This is a genomic window from Pseudogracilibacillus auburnensis, assembly GCF_003201975.1.
In the GTDB taxonomy this organism is placed as follows: domain Bacteria; phylum Bacillota; class Bacilli; order Bacillales; family Amphibacillaceae; genus Pseudogracilibacillus; species Pseudogracilibacillus auburnensis.
Window position 1 is genome coordinate 153,203 of the sequence record NZ_QJJQ01000009.1, and the last position, 20,113, is coordinate 173,315.

Here is a 20,113-nt window from a genome sequence, read left to right on the forward strand (position 1 = left end):
CACCTATGAATTTGTGGGAAGGCGAGTTCTAGTGCGTGAAGATTATACGAATAGTGAACGAGTTTATGTTGAGGACGGTATGGATGGAAGGACGGAAATTATTGAGCTTCCAAAGTCGAATGTATTGAAGTATAAGCTTGAGGGCGGAGCATGGGTGTGTGTGCGGCCGTCTGGAACGGAACCAAAAATTAAGTTTTATTTTGGCGTGAAGGAAGAGACAGCAGAGGCAAGTGAGCAGGTGTTGAAGGAATTGGTGGAGGAAGTGATGGGGAGAGTTTCAGGGAAAAGCAAGTTATAAATAGACTTGGTACAAATTCCATTGGATTAATTCAGGATAAAGAAAAGTTCACCCACTAACAATAAGTGGTTGAACTTTTCTTTATGATCTTAAATTTACATTGCTCTAAAGTTTTAAAAATTAGAATATCTAATAGATTCCCCCATTTTTATCACCTGAAATTTAGAAGACTTTTTCAACAGCCTAATTATGTTGCTCCGTATAGGAATATTTTAAAACTCAAATAATTTGAAATATAATAAGTAGGAGAATATTAGATGTTTTAGTTACGGAGGAGGAGAACATGATAAATTATATAATGGATATTCTTGTTGAGAATATTTTTGCAATCATTCCAATTGTTATATCGCTTTTAGCAATTTTAAGCCGCGGTTACTTAAGTGAGTTTCATACTGAATTGGATACCATTATAGAAACGAAAAATTCTAGATTAAAGGCAGATTACGTAAGAGCACTTTTAATTGGATTTTTAATTACATTATCTTTTTCTTTTGTGGTTATGAATAATTATTATTTATCAATTAGTTTAGAGTATGTTTTATTGTTAATCGCATGTGGCACTGGGGCATTTTTATTTCAACTATTTATTAGAGCCCTAATCATGAGTAGTAAACGGATGGGAAAGGCTAAAAAAAGATTTAATAGAATGATTAAGCTACTAGCTTTATCTAATTTTCTTATTTGGTTTTCAATGGTTTTTATTCTTGCTATGATAATAGATTATCAAAAATTAGATAATCAAGAATTTCTTCTTCTTCTTATCAGTTTACTAATTTTTAACACTTTTTTTGTTATGATTTCAGTAATTATTGCTACTTTAACAACGACAACACGACTTAAATATAAAGTAGAAAATATTCCACAAAAAAAAGTGGATAAAATGTTAAAAGAACTATATATTGTTGTATTTCTAGATGAAGAACGTGTGTTAATGAGTAAAGGGAAAGAAGAGAATGTTTATTCAGTTAGTAAACCGTACTATATTTATTATTCCAGTTCCCATAGATTGCAAAACATTTATATAGAACGAGGAGCTAGGGTAAAGGGTTTTTAGAGTTTTACAAGAAATATTATACCATTAGAGCATAAGCGAAGGCCTAGCTAAAACATAATAGCCCACCTTTATTGAGGCATAATTAGAAAATAGTTGGAAACTAGGTTAAAACATTACCAAAATATAAATTACTTGATCACAAAATTTTAATTTTGATAGCCCGTCAAAAACAAATTATAAGAACGAATAAGCTCTTAATATTTATTGATTTTGAATTATTATGATAAAAACAGTCCTATCGATAAAAAAGATGGGACTGTTTTTTATCTTGAAAGCTATTTATCCACTTAAAACTCCACACAGCTGGCTCATTCTGTCCGCAATAGGAGGAGATGGTGTAATAATAAAATAGTAAAAAGTTCAAACAAAAAAATTGCTCCTAGTCAGAAGCAATTTTCTATTTGTAATAATTTTTTATTTATTATCGCGTTCATTTTTTATAAATTGCCAATATCGATTTAGACGAACTACATATTCACTTGGATCTTCGCTAACTTCTTCGAGAAGCGGTAATTCTTTCATTTTTTGAATAGCATTCATTTCGGAATTAGATAGTAAGATTTTGTCGGACATTTTATAATAAACAGAAGTTTCTCGAGTGTTTGTTAATCCAAGCAAATAATCAGTTGTTACATTAAATGTTTGAGCAATTTTTATAAGCGTTTGTAAAGAGGGTTCATTTCGGCCCTGCTCATAATAGCCATATGCACTTGCAGATAAGTTAAGTTTTTCTCCCATTTCTTTTTGATCAAGATTCAGTTCATCACGTAAATCTTTTAATCGTTCTCTAAATAGATACATGTGATTTACCTCCCTGTTCTGAGGGAATTATACAACTTGATGTTGGATCAAATGGAAAAATACAACAAAAAGTCTCACAAATACTTTACAAACAACTAAATGTTGTATATAATACCATCTAACTACATGATATCCAATTCAATAAAGGAAAATACAAGTATTAACATGTAATATAGAAAAATAAGTAAACAACATTTTGTTCATTCGTTTATATGAATTGATGATTAAGGGGAATGGAGGCGTATGTGAATGACATAAAAAGCGAATTCAACAAAAAAGGATGGGGTGTGGATGAAAAAGGCATTTTGTAAATGAAAAGCCCCCATCAAGATCGATGTGGACTATTTAAACCATACTTTATTTTTGATCCTTTAAATCAATTATTTCTCTTATATCATTTATTTCCAAGGCAGCAGCTATCTTTTCAATATGATTGAAATTAATATTTTCTCTTTTTTGATTTGATCATTCACTTAATGCGGCATGACGAATGTCTGTTAAGTGGGATAGTTTTTTAATGAAATGTCATGCTTTCTAAGTAAATCTTTTATTTTAATAACAACTATATTTCTATATTTCACCTAATGAAAAATGTATTTGACTATATGAAAAATTTAGCATGTCATGTATTTAATTGTGGTACTCATTTACGTAACAACGAAGGGGAAAGAAGTGCTCTACATATTTTTTAGCTCCTGATTAGTAAAGTGACAAATCTATTGAAAATCAACTTAGACATATAGTCTTCAAGAAGGAATATCTATTAAACCTTATTAGAAGGGGAGGTGATTTTGTTCAACAGTAAAAATGAAGAAAAGATAATAAAAGATGAGGTGATACATTGGCAAAGTTCATTTTTAAACGTCTGCTGCAATCAATTATCGTTTTAATCGGTGCTTCGGCTATTGCGTTTATTTTACTCCGAATTATTCCGGGAGACCCTGTCATGTTGATGTTGTCTGAAAATGCTACGGATGAAGAAATTAATCAGATGAGAGAGCAGATGGGATTAAATCTTCCGATATGGCAGCAGTATATTGATTATGTGAAACAAATGATCGTTTTTGATTTTGGACATTCTATTAGTCGTGGGTTACCATCCATGCAATTGATTCTAAATCATTTACCAGCTACATTGTTACTCGTTTTTTGGGCGATGGTAATGGCGATCGTTATTGCGATTCCACTTGGTATGTTTGCGGCAGTAAAAAAGAATTCTTTTTCCGATTATATCGTAAGTATTCTCGCTTTACTTGGTCAATCAGTGCCAAGTTACTGGCTAGGGATGATGTTAATTTTATTGCTGGCAGTTCACTTTGGTATCCTACCTACATCTGGTTATGGGCATTGGAGTCATATCATTTTACCTGCCTTTACACTGGCAATTTATCAATTAGCTTTGATTGCCCGCTTAATGCGATCGAGTACATTAGACGTCTTGAATCTGGATTATGTAAGGACAGCGAGAGCTAAAGGTCTACCTGAAATTGTCGTAATATTTAAACATGTATTTAAAAATGCACTTATTCCGACGATTACGATGATTGGTCTGCAAACAGGTCAATTACTCGGTGGTGCGATTATAACTGAATTCATTTTTTCTTGGCCAGGGCTTGGATTTTTAACCGTTCAGTCGATACAGGCTCAAGATTATCCGATGATTCAGTCTTTAGTTATTGTTTCGGCGATTGTCTTTATTGTAATAAATCTGCTCGTTGATATTATTTATGCTGTTGTTGATCGAAGAATAATTGTTGATTCATAAGGAGGCAGGGTTGATGAAACGATTCTTTAACCAGCTTACGAAAAGAAAAACTGCACTAATCGGATTTATTTTCCTTATTTTCGTATTTTTAATCGCAAGTTTAACCCCTTTCCTTGCACCGATGGATCCTTTTGTGCAGAACATTGAAAGGAGATTATTACCTCCGATGACGATGAATGCGGATGGATTTACTCATTGGCTAGGCACCGATCAGTTAGGACGTGATGTGTTAAGTCGGTTAATTTACGGTTCTCGTATATCGATTATGATTGCGGCCGGTGCGGTATTTATTGGTGGAGCGATAGGTTTAATTGTCGGACTTGTTTCCGGGTATTCGGGTGGTTGGATTGATAGTGTGTTCATGAGGTTAATCGATATGCAGTTGGCTTTTCCATTTTTATTACTCTCCTTAACGATGGTTTCCATTCTTGGTTCTAGCATTATGAATGTTGTAGTCGTTTTATCACTTACTAGTTGGATTTCTTACGCAAAAGTAGTTAGGAGTTCTGTGCTATCTATAAAGTACTTAGAATTTATTGAAGCAACTAGAGCAACGGGTACTTCAAAATTGGCTATATTATTTCGTCATATTTTGCCACATGTTCTTTCACCATTCATTGTCGTAGCAAGTTTTCAAGTTGCAACACTCATCATTGCAGAATCTTCCTTAAGTTTTCTAGGGCTTGGAGTTCCTTCCAGTGAACCGACATGGGGTGCGATGTTAGCAGATGGGAGAGAATACATGACAGATGCTTGGTGGATTGCAATTTACCCGGGACTAATGCTGATGTTAGTAGCGATGAGCGCAAATTTATTTGGGGATGGACTAAGAGATGTGCTTGATCCGCAATGAGTCGAATTCTGTTTACATGGATATGAATGCGCTTCCAATAAGGTGGGGTTTTCAACTTATGATGTAGTAGAGAGATTTTGAGTGAATGATTGCTAAAATCCTTCGCTTTTTTCACGGAAATGCCAAAGGTTCTACCTTTTAACAACGATCAAAAAATAGCAATAATAGGGGAGGTTTATTCATTGGTTAAAAGGATAGTTAGAGTATCTATCTTCGTGTTGACGATTGTATGTTTAGTTGCTTGTACGGATGCTGCATCAGGTGGGGAGGGGGCAGATAATGACCCGGGAAATGAGACGAAGGAACTTATTGTCGCAACTGGTGCCGATCCAACAACATTAGATGGACGAAAAACTTGGTCCGGTCCTGGATATAGTATGAATGCACATATGATGGAGCCACTTGTTTTTCGTGAAATAGTTGACAATAAAGTGAATATTGTCGGAGTACTTGCGGAAGAGTTTGAAAATATGGATGACTTAAATTGGAAGTTTACGTTACGTGAAGGGGTGACGTTTCATAATGGGGTTCCTTTAACGAGTGAGGCGGTGAAGTTTACGCTTGAGACGATATTGGATCCGGAACTTAATTCCCCTTTAGCACAGTGGATTAGTGATATCGATGAAATTACTACTGATGGTGAATTAATCGTGAACATTAAAACAAAAACACCGACGAGAGGACTTCTAAGTGGATTAACACAAATACCGATTATAGAGCCTAGTGCCGTCGAAGAATTAGGCGAAGAATTTAATATTAAACCTGTTGGAACTGGTCCATACAAAATCGTAGAATACAAGGCGAATAGTAGCGTGGAATTAGAGCGCTATGACGATTATTGGGGAGAAGCTGGAGTAAGTGAACGGATTAAATTTTTAATTATGCCTGAAAATGCCGTCCGTTTAGCCGCACTCCAAAGTGGTGATGTACATATTGCGGAAAATATTTCTGCAGATAAAGTAGAAGAGGTCGAAAGTGATCCGAACCTTGATTTGTATGTAACAGAAACATTAAGAGTAAATTTATTAGTTATCAATTTTGACAATCCTTGGATGGAAAAGAAGGAATTTAGAGAAGCATTATCGATGGCAATTGATCGTGAATTAATCGTAAATAATATTCTTGGGGGAAATACAATCCCAGCTTCATCGGCTTCCCCACCAGGTACCATTGGATTTCATGATGGATTACCAGTTTATGAGTATGACATAGAGAAGGCGAAAAAATTACTTGCGGAAATGGATTATGATGGTTCTCCAATTAAAATGGGTGCCCCATCAGGACGTTATGCGATGGATAGGCAAGTGAACGAAGCGATTGCTGGAATGCTTGAAGATGCGGGAATAAATGTTGAGTTAGAAACACTAGAGTTCAGTTCTTTTCTCCCAAAGACAGATGAGAGATACTACGATATTTATTATATCGGATTGGCTGACTTAACAATCAATCCACCATTACATTGGGGTAGTTATTATCATTCGAAAAACTCACAAGGTGGTTATACGAATCCTGAGGTTGATAACTTGATGGATCAGGCTGTTGAAACAATAGATGATGAAGAAGCGATTGTTCTTTTTAAGGAACTTCAAGAAATTTTTTACGAGGATAAGCCAACTCTTCCTCTCTATTATGAGCCTCATATGGTTGGTGTACGAAAAGATGTACAAGACTTTTTGCCAAGATTGGATGAATATATTATCGTTCGTGATGCTTATGTTGAACCGTGAAAAAATCATAGGGAGGAGGAATAGTAGTGCAAATGATAGGTACAGCTTAAATGGTACGGGGGAAGAAATAGACTGAGCAAGGTCATATACGAAGCAAGTGTTGATGTTTGTGTTGTGTGCTTCATGTAAGCGTGATGTATAAAAGAAGTGTAGATGAATATAGATGAAGTGGGAGTCGAACCGTGTTTTTACGGGTGGACTTGACTGAAAAAGTAGATCAACCTGAGGAGGATGGATGATGAAAAGAATTGGAACGGCTGAAATGGTACCTGGTAAAAAAACAAAAGGGTATATTCAAGTAGGAACGGACACAGATGGATCCCCTTTTAACATTCCTATCATCGTAGCAACGGGGAAAAAGGAAGGACCTGTCTGTTGGGCACATGGATGTATTCACGGAGAAGAGTATGGTGGTGCTGCATCCATTATTCGATTGTACCAAGGGTTAGATGTCGATCAGCTGGAAGGGGTCTTTGTCGGAGTTCCTGTCATTAATTTACCATCATTTAAAGCGAGGAGTCGAATTTCCCCACTTGATGGTGAAAATTTAAACCGTGTGTTTCCGGGAGATCCAAAAGGAACGTACAGTCATCGCTTAGCTTTTGAAGTATTACATTTGATGGAAGCCCATGCAGATTATGTGATTGATTTACATTCTGGTGGGATTGGTGCCGAGGTTCCTTTTTATATGATCGTGAAGGAGGATGGGACGGAAGCTTCTGAGAAGTCATTATGGCTAGCAAAACGTATGGGCTCTGATGTCGTATGGCGTTCAGATGATGTGATGATAGCAGGTGGAACGATTACAGAGCATACGATGAACAAAGGAATCCCAACTGTTACAGTGGAATGTGGTGGAGGGATAGTGACAGAGGAGCATGAGCATTTATTTATCCAATCGATGTTAAACGCGATGAAAGCATTAGAAATGATTCCTGGAGAAGCACCTGTTCAAGAAAAATATACGATCATTAATCGTGCAGAATTTATATTTACCGGCAATGGGGGATTATTCATACCAGCTTGTCAGGTTGGTGATATTGTAAATGAAGGCGATTTGATCGGTTCGGTGATGAATTTGTATGGGGACGTGATCGAGGAATTAAGATGTTCTAAAGACAATGCTTATATTGCAGCGATTGGGCAGCGGTACTGGCCAACACAGCCCGGACAACTTATTGCAGAAGTGATCCCTGTTGTAGCTGGAGGAAGTAAATAATGGGCAGTTCACCGTTACTTCAAGTGAAGGAATTATCGGTACATTTTCGTACAGATAGGGGAATTGTTCGTGCGGTGGAACGAGCATCATTTGATGTACAACGAGGGGAAACAGTTTGTATTGTTGGTGAATCAGGATCTGGAAAAAGTGTTACATCATTATCAATTATGGGGTTGCTACCTAAAGGAATTGGTGAAATAAAAGAGGGAGAAATTTTATTGAACGGTGAAAACCTCGTTCAAAAAACGAATAAAGAAATGCGGAGATTACGTGGAAATGATATCTCGATGATCTTTCAAGAACCGATGACTTCATTAAATCCGGTATATACAATTGGGGATCAAATTGCCGAAAGTTTTCGCTATCACCAGGGGATCGGGAAAAGAGCAGCGCTGGAACGAGCGATCGAATCTTTACGGCGAGTGGGGATTCCATTACCTGAAGAAAGAGCATTTCAGTATCCGCACCAACTTTCTGGAGGAATGAGGCAGCGTGTGATGATTGCCATGGCTCTTACTTGTAATCCGGAATTGCTCATAGCTGATGAGCCAACAACAGCATTAGATGTAACCATTCAAGCACAAGTGTTAGAAATGATGAAAGAATTAAAAGAAGCATTCAACATGTCGATTTTGTTTATTACTCACGACCTTGGAGTCGTTGCTGATATGGCTGACCGGGTTGTTGTCATGTATGCAGGGATTGTCGTGGAGGAAGCTCGGGTGGAGGAAATTTTTCAAAGGCCTCTCCACCCTTACACACTTGGCTTACTAGAAGCAATGCCATCATTGAATTCACGTGGAAAACGCCTACGAACGATACAGGGCACATTACCTAATCCACTTCAAAAGCCTAATGGTTGCCGCTTTCATCCTCGGTGTCCTTTCGCAACAGATAAGTGCCGCTTGGAGGAACCGAGTCTAGAAAATGTAGGTTCGGATGAGAGAAAGGTCGCATGTTGGCACTATGATCAACTGGAGGAGGTGATTTAGTTGCCTGTTCAAATTGCGGGACAGCAGGAACAATCTATTCGTTTACTAGATGCGGAGTCCCCTTTACTTGAAGTAAATGATTTGAAGAAGTATTTTCCTTTAAAGAGTGGATTATTTAGTCGATCAGGTGGATCAGTGAAGGCTGTTGACGGTATTTCCTTTACGGTTCAAGCAGGGCAAACCTTAGGGATTGTCGGTGAATCGGGTTGTGGTAAATCGACTTTAGGAAGAAATATTATTCGTTTACAAGAACCGACAAGTGGAAGGATCTTATATAATGGGCAAGATATGACGCATTTGAATGAAGGGAGATTGCGACATGTGAGGCGCGATATGCAAATTATCTTTCAAGATCCATATGCCTCTTTAAACGCTAAACTTAGAATAAGTGAAATAGTCGGAGAGCCTTTAAGGGTACATAAAGTTGGAAGTAGGTTAGAACGACAAGAGAAGATAGAATATTTGATGGAGAAAGTTGGTTTGGAGGCGGAACATTTATCAAGATTTCCCCATGAATTTTCTGGTGGACAACGTCAAAGAATTGGCATTGCACGTGCTTTGTCTTTGAATCCTAAGCTAATTGTATGTGATGAGCCTGTTTCAGCACTTGACGTATCTGTCCAATCTCAAGTGATTAATTTACTACAAGATTTACAGGATGAATTTGGGCTAACTTATCTATTTATATCGCATGATTTATCTGTTGTTCGTCATATTAGTGACCGAGTTGCAGTCATGTATTTAGGGAAAATCGTTGAGTTAGCGGAAACAGAAAAGATTTATCAGGAAGCGGCTCACCCTTATACCCAAGCTTTGTTATCAGCTATTCCCGTCCCTGATCCTGTAGAGCAGAAGCGGCGCCAAAGGATTGTGTTAAAGGGAGATGTCCCAAGTCCAGTTCACCTTCCAAGTGGCTGCCGTTTTCACACACGCTGTCCACTGGCAACTGATCACTGCAGAGAAGAGGAACCAGTGTTTGAAGAAAAGATGGAAGGACATTGGGTGGCCTGTCATTATGGGTAGGGGGCCATGGTGTAGAATGTGTGCCTCTAGTGTTCTCTACATGGAATAGCCTTAGTTTTTAGTTAGAAGAGGAAATTTAATTGTTTCCTCTTTTTTGCTGATCTAGCGTTTAAATGTCATATGAAATTTTCCCATCATTTAAGCGTTCTCTAACTCTTTTAATTTAAATATTAAGCTTGTCCGATTTGAAACCTCAGTTTTTTCATACATATTTTGTAAATGTTTCTTGACGGTATTTATACTGATCCAAAGTTCATTAGCAATTTGTTCGTTTGTGTATCCTTTTAGCACAAAATCAAAAATTTCTAATTCTCTTTTCGATAATAGTGTTCTTAAATCATCATTCTTATCCTTTTTCTCTTGTGGGTATAGATAAATAGAATAGTTCTTAGATATAGAATATCTTTTTTTCTGAAGCATTATTTTCATTTTCCATCCATTTATGCTGATATGAATAGGGCTTTCTCCTTCTGGCAAGTAACTGGTAAGAGAGGTTTGAAAAAATTCTTCAACGGAAGTATCCGGATAAATTGTTTCAATGATTTTTTGAGCTACTTCGTTATAAAAAGAAATGTTTTGATTTTCATTCACTTGAATAATACCTAATTCGTCACTTTTCATCCTTTTAAGAAAGTAGTTCTCTGCTTCATATTCCTTCATAACCATTGAGTGTTTAACTACATGTTGAAGGTGGATAGATAGAGCTTGAAGTATTTGTTTATCTTTATGAGTAAAAGGTTTATCTCCTTTAAATCGGGAAAAGCCAATCCCTCCATAGATCGATTTATTCTTAGTGAAATAAATCACCATCTGATCAATCATTTGATGTCTTTTGAAAAAGTGGTAATATTCTGACTTAACAAAGGATGAAAATGTCGTAGTTTCATCTATTTTTAAAACGGATTCGCGTTTGTTGGCTATATGATTCAATTGTTTCTTAGGATGCATGATGTCTTGATTTTTGTATGTTTCTGTATAATCCCAGATAAGTTTATCATCATAATTAAAAAATTTCAGGTTATACATATTACTATGATTATCAGCTAACCAAAACAAGGAGTGGTGCAATTGGAATAAGTCAGAAAGAAAAGATTGAACTGTTTCAGAAATATTAGATGAAGTTGGGTAAGTGCTATTCATAAAATGCATCATTTTTTCGTAATCATTTTTAGAAAAGTCCATCATAATCCTCCAATCATTTGTTATGAAACTCCATTTACCTATACTTTTTTCATTTAATTCTATCATATAACTTCTAAACTGCAAAAATAGATTGAAAATTATAGGTGCTCAAAAAATTATCCTTTAGTGTAATTGTTATAGAAGTAAGCGTTTGCAATAATGAGTATAGAAATGACATTGAGGGAGGAATTCAAATGAAGAAGACAGGATTTATTTATGACGAAAGTTATTTTTGGCACGATAATGGTACTGGTGCGTTGCATTTATCGACGGGAGGTTGGGTTCAAAGTCATACACACGGGGAAGATCCAGAAACGAAAAGGAGATTTAAAAATTTACTTGATGTCAGTGGGCTAACGCCTCAACTCAGTTCAATTGCTCCACGTCCAGCTACACGTGAAGAGGTTGAGCTATTCCATCTCCCAAACTACATTGATAGAGTACAAGAGTTAAGTAATAGTAACGGTGGGGATGCAGGACAGTTTGCGATTGTGGGAAGAGGGTCATATGAAATTGCTCTACTATCAGCTGGGGGAGCGATAACAGGTGTTGATGCGGTGATGAAAAACGAGGTTGATAATGTCTACGCTTTAACTAGACCACCTGGACATCACGCCGAAGCTCAGGAAGGAATGGGTTTTTGTATATTTAATAATGTTGCTATTGCTGCAAAATATGCTAAGGAAAAATATAAATTAGATCGTATATTAGTGCTTGATTGGGATGTACATCACGGTAACGGAACAGAACAAGCATTTTACGAGGATGACAGTACGTTATTTATCTCCATTCATCAAGATCGATTATTCCCGGCGGGACGCGGATATGTGGATCACTGTGGTGAAGGAAAGGGGAAAGGCTACAATGTGAATATCCCATTGCCGGCTGGAACAGGAAATGCGGGATATATGCATGCATTTGAACATATAGTTGAGCCAATTGTAGATCAGTTTAAACCGGAGTTAATCATTGTATCAGCTGGTCAAGACCCAAGCTTTTTTGATCCTTTAGCTAGAATGATGGTTACAGCTAATGGCTTTTATCGATTTGCTGAATTCATGAAAAAACTAGCGGAGAGACATTGTGATGGTCGCTTAGTATTGTGTCATGAAGGTGGCTACAGTGCAGCATATGTACCATTCTGTTCATTAGCAATTGTGGAAGCTATGAGTGAGATTAAAACAGAGGTGGAGGATCCTTTTATGGAAGGATTTGATGTTCCATTCGACACGCTTTTTCCACATGAGGAAGAAGCTGTTCAAAAGGTAATTAAACAACAATCCGAGTTTTGGAATTTTTAGAAGATAAAAAGAAAATAGATTTTGAAGAGGAAAGAACGAAAAGAAGTTGTGATCCTGTTTTGTTCTTTCCTTATTTTAAACGTTTAATTTTACCTTTTCGGTGCTCGATAACCAGCATTTTCGGCTTCTTCCGTTGAACAAAACCATTCGACCACATTAGTTGTTCTACTATAATAAGTGCTACCTGGAACATGGTAAATTCCATTCACGCTGCCTTTTATATCACAATCACCTGACGAATCGTCGGTACTTGAACTTGCAGTTTGGGTCTCTTCCTTACTTTGGCTTTTTGTATTATTACTGTCTCCACTATTACTTTCATTCTTAGCGGAAGTTTGTTCCTGTTGATTTGAACTAGCACTTTTAAATTTTTCGACCTCATTGGATAATTCCTCATTATTTTCTTCTAGTATTTTGTTTTCATTTTTTAGTTCCTCATATTCTTCTTGAATGCTGTCCATTTCAGCAGTAAGACTTTCTACTTCATTGTTTAATTCATCGATTTCTTCCTCAAGTTTTTCATTAACATGTTCCAATTCATCATTTGTTTCTTCTAACTGCTCGTTTTTCTCAATTTCTTCCTCCAAGTTTACACTTAGTTCGGAATTTGTTTTTCCATCAGAGCATCCTACTAATACTAGTAAAATAGCCATGAATAGTAGTGGCGTTAATCGTCTCTTTGCTATCATCTTTTTATTTGAAGTAGACGAAAAGTAAATAATCATACCTAAAATCATTAAAATTAATAATAAGGATAGTAATATCATTGTTCGATTCCCCCTATGAGATGCACACCAAATACAAAATTATAAATTTACTATCAGTTTATTTAGATAAATGTAAATTTGTTATATATTAACATTTTTATTAGTAACTATTTGTCGATTTTTGATACTTCTAGAAAGATCCTTCCTAGTACCTACAATTAAAGTAATACTATTTTCTATCAATATAGGAGTAATCTAAAATGAAAACGAAAGTAAATTTTAAATATTCATTTTAATTTGACAATTAATTTCAAAGTAGCTATAATCTTATCAAAGGTAATCAAGTCATCAGCTTATCATCACTTTTGATTGAATATTCAGTTATAGGGAAAAACAAATTAGAATCCTCTTCTAAATTCAAAGAGAGGAGAATGGTTTAGTTGATTGTAAGCGGATACATAAAAGGTCGTTTCATGGGGTGGAATCATATGCTTGAAGATGAGCTTAATAGATTGTTTCACTTTTATTTAAAAAAATCATATTTTTCAGGTGCGGTTTGTCTTATTTCAAAAGGTGATGAAATAATTTTTAAAGCGTCTTATGGAAATCGTATAGACAAAACAATGGAAAGCAATAGTAATTATTCATTATCTCGTACTACTAAAAAAATGAATACTAGTACTATTTTTGACCTAGCATCCATTACAAAAATGTTTATTACAACTATTATTCTTCATTTTATCTCCCAAGGTAAATTGCAATTAAGAACACCTTTAGGAGAATGTTTACTAGACATCAGGGAAAAAAGCAATCTAATGGATCATATAGGTCATGTGACAATGGAACAATTATTGACACACTCCTCGGGAATTCCTGCCTGGTATCCTTTTTATGTAGAACATGATAAAAAATTTTACACGATATTGAATTCGATTGTTTCACCATCAAGTATGGTTGAGGATGTTACATACAGTGATATTAATTATATGTTATTGGGGGAGGTAATAAAGAAAAAAAGTAAGCTTAGTTTAGAGGAATGTGTAAATAGGGTGTTCATTCAATCTCTAGAAATGAAAACGCTTACCTTTGGGCCGGGATTTGGAAATAATGTAGCAGCAACAGAATTTGGAAATAGAATAGAACAAAAAATGTGTGCAGAAAGAGGGCTCCAATTTAATCATTGGCGTTCGACTGATTTACCTATTATAGGAGAAGTTAATGATGGTAATTGTCATTATTATTTTCAAGGAAAATCAGGGCATGCTGGGCTATTTGCATCTGCTATGGATGTACTAAAATTAGGTCACTTATATGTTAAGGGGGGTGAGTACCAAGGAAAATCAATCATTAATAGAGAGATTATACAAAGGAGTACAACAAAACTAAATCATACAAGAGGATTAGGTTGGGAATTTTCTGATGTGTTCCCAAATGGATATGGTCATACAGGTTTTACAGGTACATCTTTATGGGTTGTGCCAACTAAAAAAATGGTAGTTGTAATCTTAACGAACAGATTGCATGTTTCAAAACCAATATCGATCCAATCTTTTAGAAAGGAAGTACATCAGAAAATCATAAATACTATTTAACTAATGGAAGGAGTTATTCATGTGTTCAAGAAAAATCAATGGTCGTTATTTAGTTTACTAATTGTTTTCTTGTTTCTCGTAGCTTGTTCTAGTAATGATACAACTACTGAAAATGAGGGAGGCACAACAGAGGGAGACGAATCATCTGGAAAGCAAACCCTTCTTGTTGCAGCTGATCAAGATCCATCTGGAATGGATCCACACACTACCACGGCTCATTCTTCTCATCGTATTATGGCTAAAATTTATGAAGGTTTACTAGAATTCGATGAAAATATGCAATTTGCTCCTTTACTTGCAAAGGAATGGGAGCAAGTCGATGAGACCACTTATCAGTTTATTTTAAGGGAAGGCGTTACATTTCATAACGGCAGAGAAATGACTGCTGAAGATGTTAAATATAGTTTTGAAAGGATTTTAGAACCAGAAACCGGTGCTATCTCTGCATCCTATTTTAAAGTAGTGGAAGAAATAAATGTTTTAAGCGATTACGAAATAGAATTCAAATTAAGCCAACCTTATGCACCATTTTTATCCTATATAGCTTCTGGCGCAAATGCAGCAATTATTCCGAAAGAGGCAGTGGAGGAACATGGGAATTTAGATCAAGTTGCTGTAGGTACTGGTCCATTTGTTTTAAAGGAAATGGTACCAGATACACACGTTCATCTAACGAAAAACGAGGACTATTACATAGAAGGGAAACCTATTGTCGATGAACTAAAATATGTGACGATGGTAGATGAGTCTTCAAGACTTGCGGCTATAAGAACTGGTGAAGTTCATATAACTACAGTGTCACCTGATTCAGTTTCTTTAGTGGAAGGAAATGATGAATTAAATGTCATAAGTTATGATGGCTTAGAATATTTCTATCTAGGTTTTAATGTAACGAACGATTTTTTAAAAGATAAAAAAGTACGACAAGCAATTAGCTTAGCAGTAGATCGACAAGAAATCATTGACACGATAATGGCGGGAGAAGCAAAACTTTCTGGTCCTGTACCGGAATCATTAGGGGATTGGTCAATTGACGTTAGTAAGCTAGATTTATATCAACCGAACATAGATAAGGCAAATAAACTATTAGAAGAAGCGAGTTTTGAAGCTGGCTTTGAACTAGAGATGGGAGTTCCTTCTACCGAAGCAGAACTAGTATCAACTGCACAAATCATCGAACAACAACTTGGGAAAATTGGAATTAATGTAACGATCGTTCAACTAGAATGGGGAGAGTATATAGATGCTTGGAACGAAAATACTTACGACATGCTAGTAGGTAAGAATGGTTCAGGAAGAGATCCGGATCGTTCATTAGGCTTTTTCTTCGCAACAGATGGATCGGCTAATGTGTGGGGATACTCTAATAAAGCGTATGATGAGTTGATTGCGGAAGGATTAGAAGAAGTGGATATGGATAAAAGACATTCTATTTATGAAGATGCTCAAAAGATGATTATTGAAGAAGCTCCTAATCTCTTTTTATTAATGCCAAAGAGTTACATCATAGTGAGAGAAAATGTGAACGGTTATCATCCGTTACCACATGACTCGGAGGATTTCCTGGAATTAACATTGGAGTAATAAAGGTTTTATAGAAGATGTTCAAAAAGTCACAAATAGGTACTCTCGTATGGTAAAGCATACGAGAGTACCTCAGAAGCTACGTCACCTTCGACAAACAATGTTTATTGCGACGAGTAATCGCAGGAGCAATGTCTTCGATGGGACGAGCGAATGCGCAGTCCCAGGACGTTCTAGTACTGGCATTGCCACAAGGCCTTTCGATGGGACGAGTAATCAAAAGAAGCAGGACGTGGCGTTTTTAGCCAGTGGAACTGCTCAGGTCTTCTTTTATCGGCCTTTTTGAACACGCATTTATAGCCATAAATGTTTACCTGCTATGGGTAGGGAATTGCATGCTATATTTTCCTACCCATAGATATGTATTTTTGTTAAATGGAACAATTACTTGACCACATAGGAGGTGTATAGATATGTATATTTTCATTATTAGAAGGATATTATCCATTATTCCTGTGTTATTTGGTATAACCGTTTTTATTTTTTTAATTATGCATGTTATACCAGGCGATATTACAAGTATATTGTTGGGAACAGAGGCTACTCCAGAATTAAAGGAACAATTAAAAGAAAAGCTTGGATTAAATTTACCTTTATATCAACAATATTGGAATTGGTTGTTAGGAGTATTAGTGGGGGATTTCGGAGAATCTTTAAGGACAGGGGCCCCTATTTTACCTGAAATTCTTAACAGATTTACGCTTACTTTTGAATTGACTATCTTCGCATCAATTATTGCATGGGTCATTGCAATTCCACTTGGTATTATAGCTGGTATCCATCGAAATACTAAGACAGACATTGGCTTAAGAATTGTATCTTTAATGGGAGTTTCTGTACCAAATTTTGCTTTAGCAACATTACTGATTCTTGTTTTGTCACTTCAATTCAATTACTTTACTCCAGTGGATTATGTTGGTTTCTTTGAAAATCCTTTAAAAAATATGGAGAGATTGTTTCTTCCAGCATTAGTTCTAGGTACAGCAATGGCCGGTTCGATTATGAGAATGACTCGTTCATCCATATTAGAAGTGTTACGACAAGACTTTGTTCGGACAGCTAGAGCAAAAGGGATAAAAGAAAGAGCTGTTATCTTTCGACATGCCTTTAGAAATGCAATGATACCTATATTAACTGTAATTGGTATGCAAATAGGATTCTTATTAGGAGGTACCGTGATCGTGGAACAAATATTTTCTCTTCCGGGTTTAGGACAATATGTTTTAACGGGAATAACACAAAGGGATATACCTGTTGTACAAGGGAGTATATTATTTATTGCTGTTATGTTTGTAACGATAAACTTAATAGTCGATTTGTTATATGGATACCTAAACCCACGTATTTCATATAAATAATTTTTAACGAAATGAGTGATAGTATGGGAGAATTTTTAACACGATTACGCAATGACAAAATAGGACTTATGGGGTTAATAGGGGTTTTATTGATTTGTATTATAGGTTTACTCGCTCCATTCATTGCACCACATAACCCTACAGAGATATTTAATGAATATCGTCTTGTATCTCCAAACTCACAATTTTTGTTAGGAACTGATGATTTAGGTAGGGACATTCTAAGCCGCATTATATATGGTGCACAAGTGTCTTTAATGGTCGGTTTAATTGCTGTTGGTATTGGAGCAGGATTTGGATTATTATTTGGTTTACTTGCTGGTTATTTCCAAGGTGTGATAGATAATATAATCATGAGAGTAATGGATGTTTTATTTGCCTTTCCAGACCTCTTACTAGCCTTAGCTATTGTAGCAGTATTGGGACCAAATCTAAAAAATACGATGATAGCGATCGGGCTTGTTTTTATTCCTGTTTTCACTAGACTGGTTCGATCATCAGTCATTTCGGTAAAAGAAATGGAATATGTAACAAATGCAAAATCTATTGGTGCTTCACACTTCCGAATTATTGTCAGACATTTAACACCAAATATTTTAGCACCATTTCTTGTTCAAATTACACTTGCTTTATCATCAGCGATATTAGCAGAAGCAGCTTTAAGCTTTTTAGGGCTTGGAATACAACCACCCGACCCATCTTGGGGATCCATGTTAAATACAAGTAGGAAGTTTATGGAGATAGCCCCTTGGACGGCAATATTTCCAGCAGTCTTTATTATTTTTACTATTTTTTGTTTTAATTTACTTGGCGATAGTTTAAGAGATATATTTGATCCTAGATTAAAGGATCAGTAGTTTTTTTGCATAGTAAGATAATAATTTTCTTTCATTTAGAAAGGAAAGAAGGAAGGAGAATTTTTCATATGTATATTCGTGAAATCCAGCTTAGTGATTCAGAAGAATACTTAAATGTATGTAAAGAAATTGATGCAGAAAGTGAGTTTTTATTGTTCGAAGCAGGAGAAAGACCAACAACGTTACAGGAACAAAAAAATAGAATTGAAGAAATGAAGGAGAGAAACAATTCGACTATTTTTGTTGTGGAAAAAGAAGGAAGACTAATTGGTTATTTAATCGCTGTTGGTGGTCAAGCAAAACGAAATAAACACAGTGTATATATAGTGGTAGGAATCAAAAAGGCATATACAGGTCAAGGAATTGGGACAAGACTATTTGAAACGTTAGAAAGTTGGGCGAAAGAAAGGGCAATTACTCGTTTGGAGTTAGGGGTAATGAGCAGTAATATTGCTGCATTTATCTTATATAAAAAGATGGGGTTTGAGCTAGAAGGTGTGAAGAAAAATATGTTTTATGTGAATGGAAAATGGATCAATGAATATTTGATGGCTAAATTTCTAGATTAGGGGGTGTTCATTATTAAAAAATATGCTATAGGCTTAATGTCAGGAACATCTTTGGATGGTGTAGATGCCGCATTGATTGAGATAGAGGGTACGTACACGAATACTCGTGTACAATTAATCGATTCGATTTTTCAACCTTATTGTGAAGATGTTCGGAGCAATATCCTGAAATTATCTCATCCAACTACATCTTCTGTTAATGGAATTTGTCAGATGAATGCATATTTAGGGAAATACTACGGATATGTTGTTCAATTGTTATTGAATAAATCAAAAGTTCCAAAAGAGAATATTATGTTTATTAGCTCCCATGGACAAACGATTCACCATTTACCAGAACCACAAAACACAGCTGAATGGAACATTGCTTCCACCTTACAAATTGGGGATATTTCTGTTCTTGCTGAAGAAACAGGCCTCCCTGTTGTCGGTGACTTTAGACCAGCTGATATGGCAGCTGGAGGGCAAGGTGCTCCGTTAATGTCGTATGTGGATTATATCTTATTTCACGACTCTAAGAAAAACCGTGCTTTACAAAATATAGGAGGAATAGGTAATGTTACATTTATTCCGGCTAATGGAAAAGAAGAGGATGTTATTTCCTTCGACACGGGCCCTGGAAATATGGTTATAGATGCTATTGTTAATAAAATAACGAATGGGATGCAAACCTATGATGATAAGGGACTATTAGCATCAGAAGGGAAAGTAATTCCATCATTATTAAATGAACTTATGCAACATAAATATTTTTCGCAAAAGCTCCCTAAAACCACCGGGCGCGAACAGTTTGACAAAGACTTTATCGTTGATCTATGGAAGAAAGCTCGTTTATATAAAGTAAAAGATGTTGATTTACTAAGGACTGTTACGAATTGGACTGCTTTGACAATAGCAGACAGTTACAAACAATTAGAAGTTCAACATGGGTTTAAAATGGATGAAGTGATTGTCAGTGGTGGTGGAAGTAGAAATGTCACTTTATTAAAACAATTGCAGGCTTATTTACCAAATGTAGTTATTCAAACGAGTACAGATGTTGGTATAAATAGTGACCAGAAAGAAGCAATTGGATTTGCAATATTAGGTCATGAATGTCTAAATGGTATGTTTAACACGTTAACTTCCGCAACTGGTTCAAATCGAAAGGTAATTATGGGGAAAGTCTCCTTTACTCAGCTTGAAGCATACCGAAAAATAAAAGAATTGTTTATGGCAGATGATAGCTAAA

Annotated in this window: 17 protein-coding genes and 2 pseudogenes; 15 read left to right on the forward strand and 4 right to left on the reverse strand. The window is 35.9% G+C overall.

The window, feature by feature from the left end; all coding sequences use genetic code 11:
• Both DFR56_RS13235 and DFR56_RS13240 read left to right on the forward strand, forming a co-directional pair.
• Positions 1–298: pseudogene (locus DFR56_RS13235) on the forward strand (hypothetical protein); the annotation flags it as partial.
• 283 nt (positions 299–581) lie between these two features.
• Positions 582–1,352 carry a hypothetical protein gene (locus DFR56_RS13240; protein WP_110395923.1) on the forward strand — a complete coding sequence of 257 codons (771 nt, stop codon included), beginning with the start codon at positions 582–584 and terminating at the stop codon, positions 1,350–1,352.
• A gap of 414 nt (positions 1,353–1,766) precedes the next feature.
• Here the strand turns inward: DFR56_RS13240 and DFR56_RS13245 are convergent, their stop codons facing one another.
• Together DFR56_RS13245 and DFR56_RS23490 are read right to left on the reverse strand one after the other, a co-directional pair.
• Positions 1,767–2,153 (reverse strand): helix-turn-helix domain-containing protein, encoded by a 387-nt coding sequence (locus tag DFR56_RS13245; RefSeq protein WP_110395924.1) that lies wholly within the window; start codon positions 2,151–2,153, stop codon positions 1,767–1,769.
• 357 nt (positions 2,154–2,510) lie between these two features.
• Positions 2,511–2,719, reverse strand: a pseudogene (locus DFR56_RS23490) (helix-turn-helix domain-containing protein).
• A 275-nt stretch (positions 2,720–2,994) separates the two neighbouring features.
• Between DFR56_RS23490 and DFR56_RS13255 the strand changes: the two are divergent.
• The 6 genes from DFR56_RS13255 to DFR56_RS13280 all read left to right on the forward strand — a co-directional run bounded on the left by DFR56_RS13255 (position 2,995) and on the right by DFR56_RS13280 (position 9,732).
• Positions 2,995–3,918: an ABC transporter permease gene (locus tag DFR56_RS13255; RefSeq protein ID WP_110395925.1), complete on the forward strand. Its 924-nt coding sequence runs from the start codon at positions 2,995–2,997 to the stop codon at positions 3,916–3,918.
• A 13-nt stretch (positions 3,919–3,931) separates the two neighbouring features.
• Positions 3,932–4,771: an ABC transporter permease gene (locus DFR56_RS13260; RefSeq protein WP_110395926.1), complete on the forward strand. Its 840-nt coding sequence runs from the start codon at positions 3,932–3,934 to the stop codon at positions 4,769–4,771.
• 182 nt (positions 4,772–4,953) lie between these two features.
• Positions 4,954–6,498, forward strand: a complete 1,545-nt coding sequence (locus DFR56_RS13265; RefSeq protein WP_158525642.1) for an ABC transporter substrate-binding protein — start codon at positions 4,954–4,956, stop codon at positions 6,496–6,498.
• A 238-nt stretch (positions 6,499–6,736) separates the two neighbouring features.
• Complete coding sequence (locus tag DFR56_RS13270; RefSeq protein WP_158525643.1) at positions 6,737–7,717, forward strand: succinylglutamate desuccinylase/aspartoacylase family protein; 981 nt, start codon at positions 6,737–6,739, stop codon at positions 7,715–7,717.
• Positions 7,717–8,709 (forward strand): ABC transporter ATP-binding protein, encoded by a 993-nt coding sequence (locus DFR56_RS13275; RefSeq protein ID WP_110395929.1) that lies wholly within the window; start codon positions 7,717–7,719, stop codon positions 8,707–8,709. Before DFR56_RS13270 ends, DFR56_RS13275 begins: the two co-directional genes overlap by 1 nt.
• On the forward strand, positions 8,710–9,732 hold the full coding sequence (locus DFR56_RS13280; protein WP_280523460.1) for an ABC transporter ATP-binding protein: 1,023 nt from the start codon (positions 8,710–8,712) through the stop codon (positions 9,730–9,732).
• A gap of 138 nt (positions 9,733–9,870) precedes the next feature.
• Here DFR56_RS13280 and DFR56_RS13285 read toward each other — a convergent pair whose 3' ends face one another.
• Positions 9,871–10,914: a response regulator transcription factor gene (locus tag DFR56_RS13285; RefSeq protein WP_211320629.1), complete on the reverse strand. Its 1,044-nt coding sequence runs from the start codon at positions 10,912–10,914 to the stop codon at positions 9,871–9,873.
• Between the two features lie 194 nt (positions 10,915–11,108).
• Here DFR56_RS13285 and DFR56_RS13290 point away from each other — a divergent pair, with 194 nt between their 5' ends.
• Positions 11,109–12,215: a class II histone deacetylase gene (locus tag DFR56_RS13290; RefSeq protein ID WP_110395930.1), complete on the forward strand. Its 1,107-nt coding sequence runs from the start codon at positions 11,109–11,111 to the stop codon at positions 12,213–12,215.
• An 89-nt stretch (positions 12,216–12,304) separates the two neighbouring features.
• Here DFR56_RS13290 and DFR56_RS13295 read toward each other — a convergent pair whose 3' ends face one another.
• Positions 12,305–12,982, reverse strand: coding sequence for a sunset domain-containing protein (locus DFR56_RS13295; RefSeq protein ID WP_110395931.1), 678 nt, complete (start codon positions 12,980–12,982; stop codon positions 12,305–12,307).
• Between the two features lie 428 nt (positions 12,983–13,410).
• Here DFR56_RS13295 and DFR56_RS13300 point away from each other — a divergent pair, with 428 nt between their 5' ends.
• From DFR56_RS13300 to DFR56_RS13325, 6 genes are all read left to right on the forward strand, one after another.
• Entirely contained in the window at positions 13,411–14,514 is a 1,104-nt protein-coding gene (locus tag DFR56_RS13300; protein ID WP_158525644.1) for a serine hydrolase domain-containing protein, read from the forward strand.
• A 21-nt stretch (positions 14,515–14,535) separates the two neighbouring features.
• Positions 14,536–16,098 carry an ABC transporter substrate-binding protein gene (locus DFR56_RS13305; protein WP_158525645.1) on the forward strand — a complete coding sequence of 521 codons (1,563 nt, stop codon included), beginning with the start codon at positions 14,536–14,538 and terminating at the stop codon, positions 16,096–16,098.
• 413 nt (positions 16,099–16,511) lie between these two features.
• Positions 16,512–17,456: an ABC transporter permease gene (locus DFR56_RS13310; protein ID WP_110395934.1), complete on the forward strand. Its 945-nt coding sequence runs from the start codon at positions 16,512–16,514 to the stop codon at positions 17,454–17,456.
• A gap of 23 nt (positions 17,457–17,479) precedes the next feature.
• Positions 17,480–18,313: an ABC transporter permease gene (locus DFR56_RS13315; protein WP_110395935.1), complete on the forward strand. Its 834-nt coding sequence runs from the start codon at positions 17,480–17,482 to the stop codon at positions 18,311–18,313.
• A gap of 68 nt (positions 18,314–18,381) precedes the next feature.
• Positions 18,382–18,882, forward strand: a complete 501-nt coding sequence (locus tag DFR56_RS13320; RefSeq protein ID WP_110395936.1) for a GNAT family N-acetyltransferase — start codon at positions 18,382–18,384, stop codon at positions 18,880–18,882.
• A 3-nt stretch (positions 18,883–18,885) separates the two neighbouring features.
• Positions 18,886–20,112, forward strand: coding sequence for an anhydro-N-acetylmuramic acid kinase (locus DFR56_RS13325; protein WP_211320630.1), 1,227 nt, complete (start codon positions 18,886–18,888; stop codon positions 20,110–20,112).
• Position 20,113: the final 1 nt, after the last annotated feature.

Coding starts and splice junctions, on each gene's coding strand:
- DFR56_RS13240 (WP_110395923.1), top strand. CDS start 582: ATGATAAATTATATAATGGATATTCTTGTTGAGAATATTTTTGCAATC.
- DFR56_RS13245 (WP_110395924.1), bottom strand. CDS start 2,153: ATGTATCTATTTAGAGAACGATTAAAAGATTTACGTGATGAACTGAAT.
- DFR56_RS13260 (WP_110395926.1), top strand. CDS start 3,932: ATGAAACGATTCTTTAACCAGCTTACGAAAAGAAAAACTGCACTAATC.
- DFR56_RS13270 (WP_158525643.1), top strand. CDS start 6,737: ATGAAAAGAATTGGAACGGCTGAAATGGTACCTGGTAAAAAAACAAAA.
- DFR56_RS13275 (WP_110395929.1), top strand. CDS start 7,717: ATGGGCAGTTCACCGTTACTTCAAGTGAAGGAATTATCGGTACATTTT.
- DFR56_RS13285 (WP_211320629.1), bottom strand. CDS start 10,914: ATGGACTTTTCTAAAAATGATTACGAAAAAATGATGCATTTTATGAAT.
- DFR56_RS13290 (WP_110395930.1), top strand. CDS start 11,109: ATGAAGAAGACAGGATTTATTTATGACGAAAGTTATTTTTGGCACGAT.
- DFR56_RS13295 (WP_110395931.1), bottom strand. CDS start 12,982: ATGATATTACTATCCTTATTATTAATTTTAATGATTTTAGGTATGATT.
- DFR56_RS13300 (WP_158525644.1), top strand. CDS start 13,411: ATGCTTGAAGATGAGCTTAATAGATTGTTTCACTTTTATTTAAAAAAA.
- DFR56_RS13310 (WP_110395934.1), top strand. CDS start 16,512: ATGTATATTTTCATTATTAGAAGGATATTATCCATTATTCCTGTGTTA.
- DFR56_RS13315 (WP_110395935.1), top strand. CDS start 17,480: ATGGGAGAATTTTTAACACGATTACGCAATGACAAAATAGGACTTATG.
- DFR56_RS13320 (WP_110395936.1), top strand. CDS start 18,382: ATGTATATTCGTGAAATCCAGCTTAGTGATTCAGAAGAATACTTAAAT.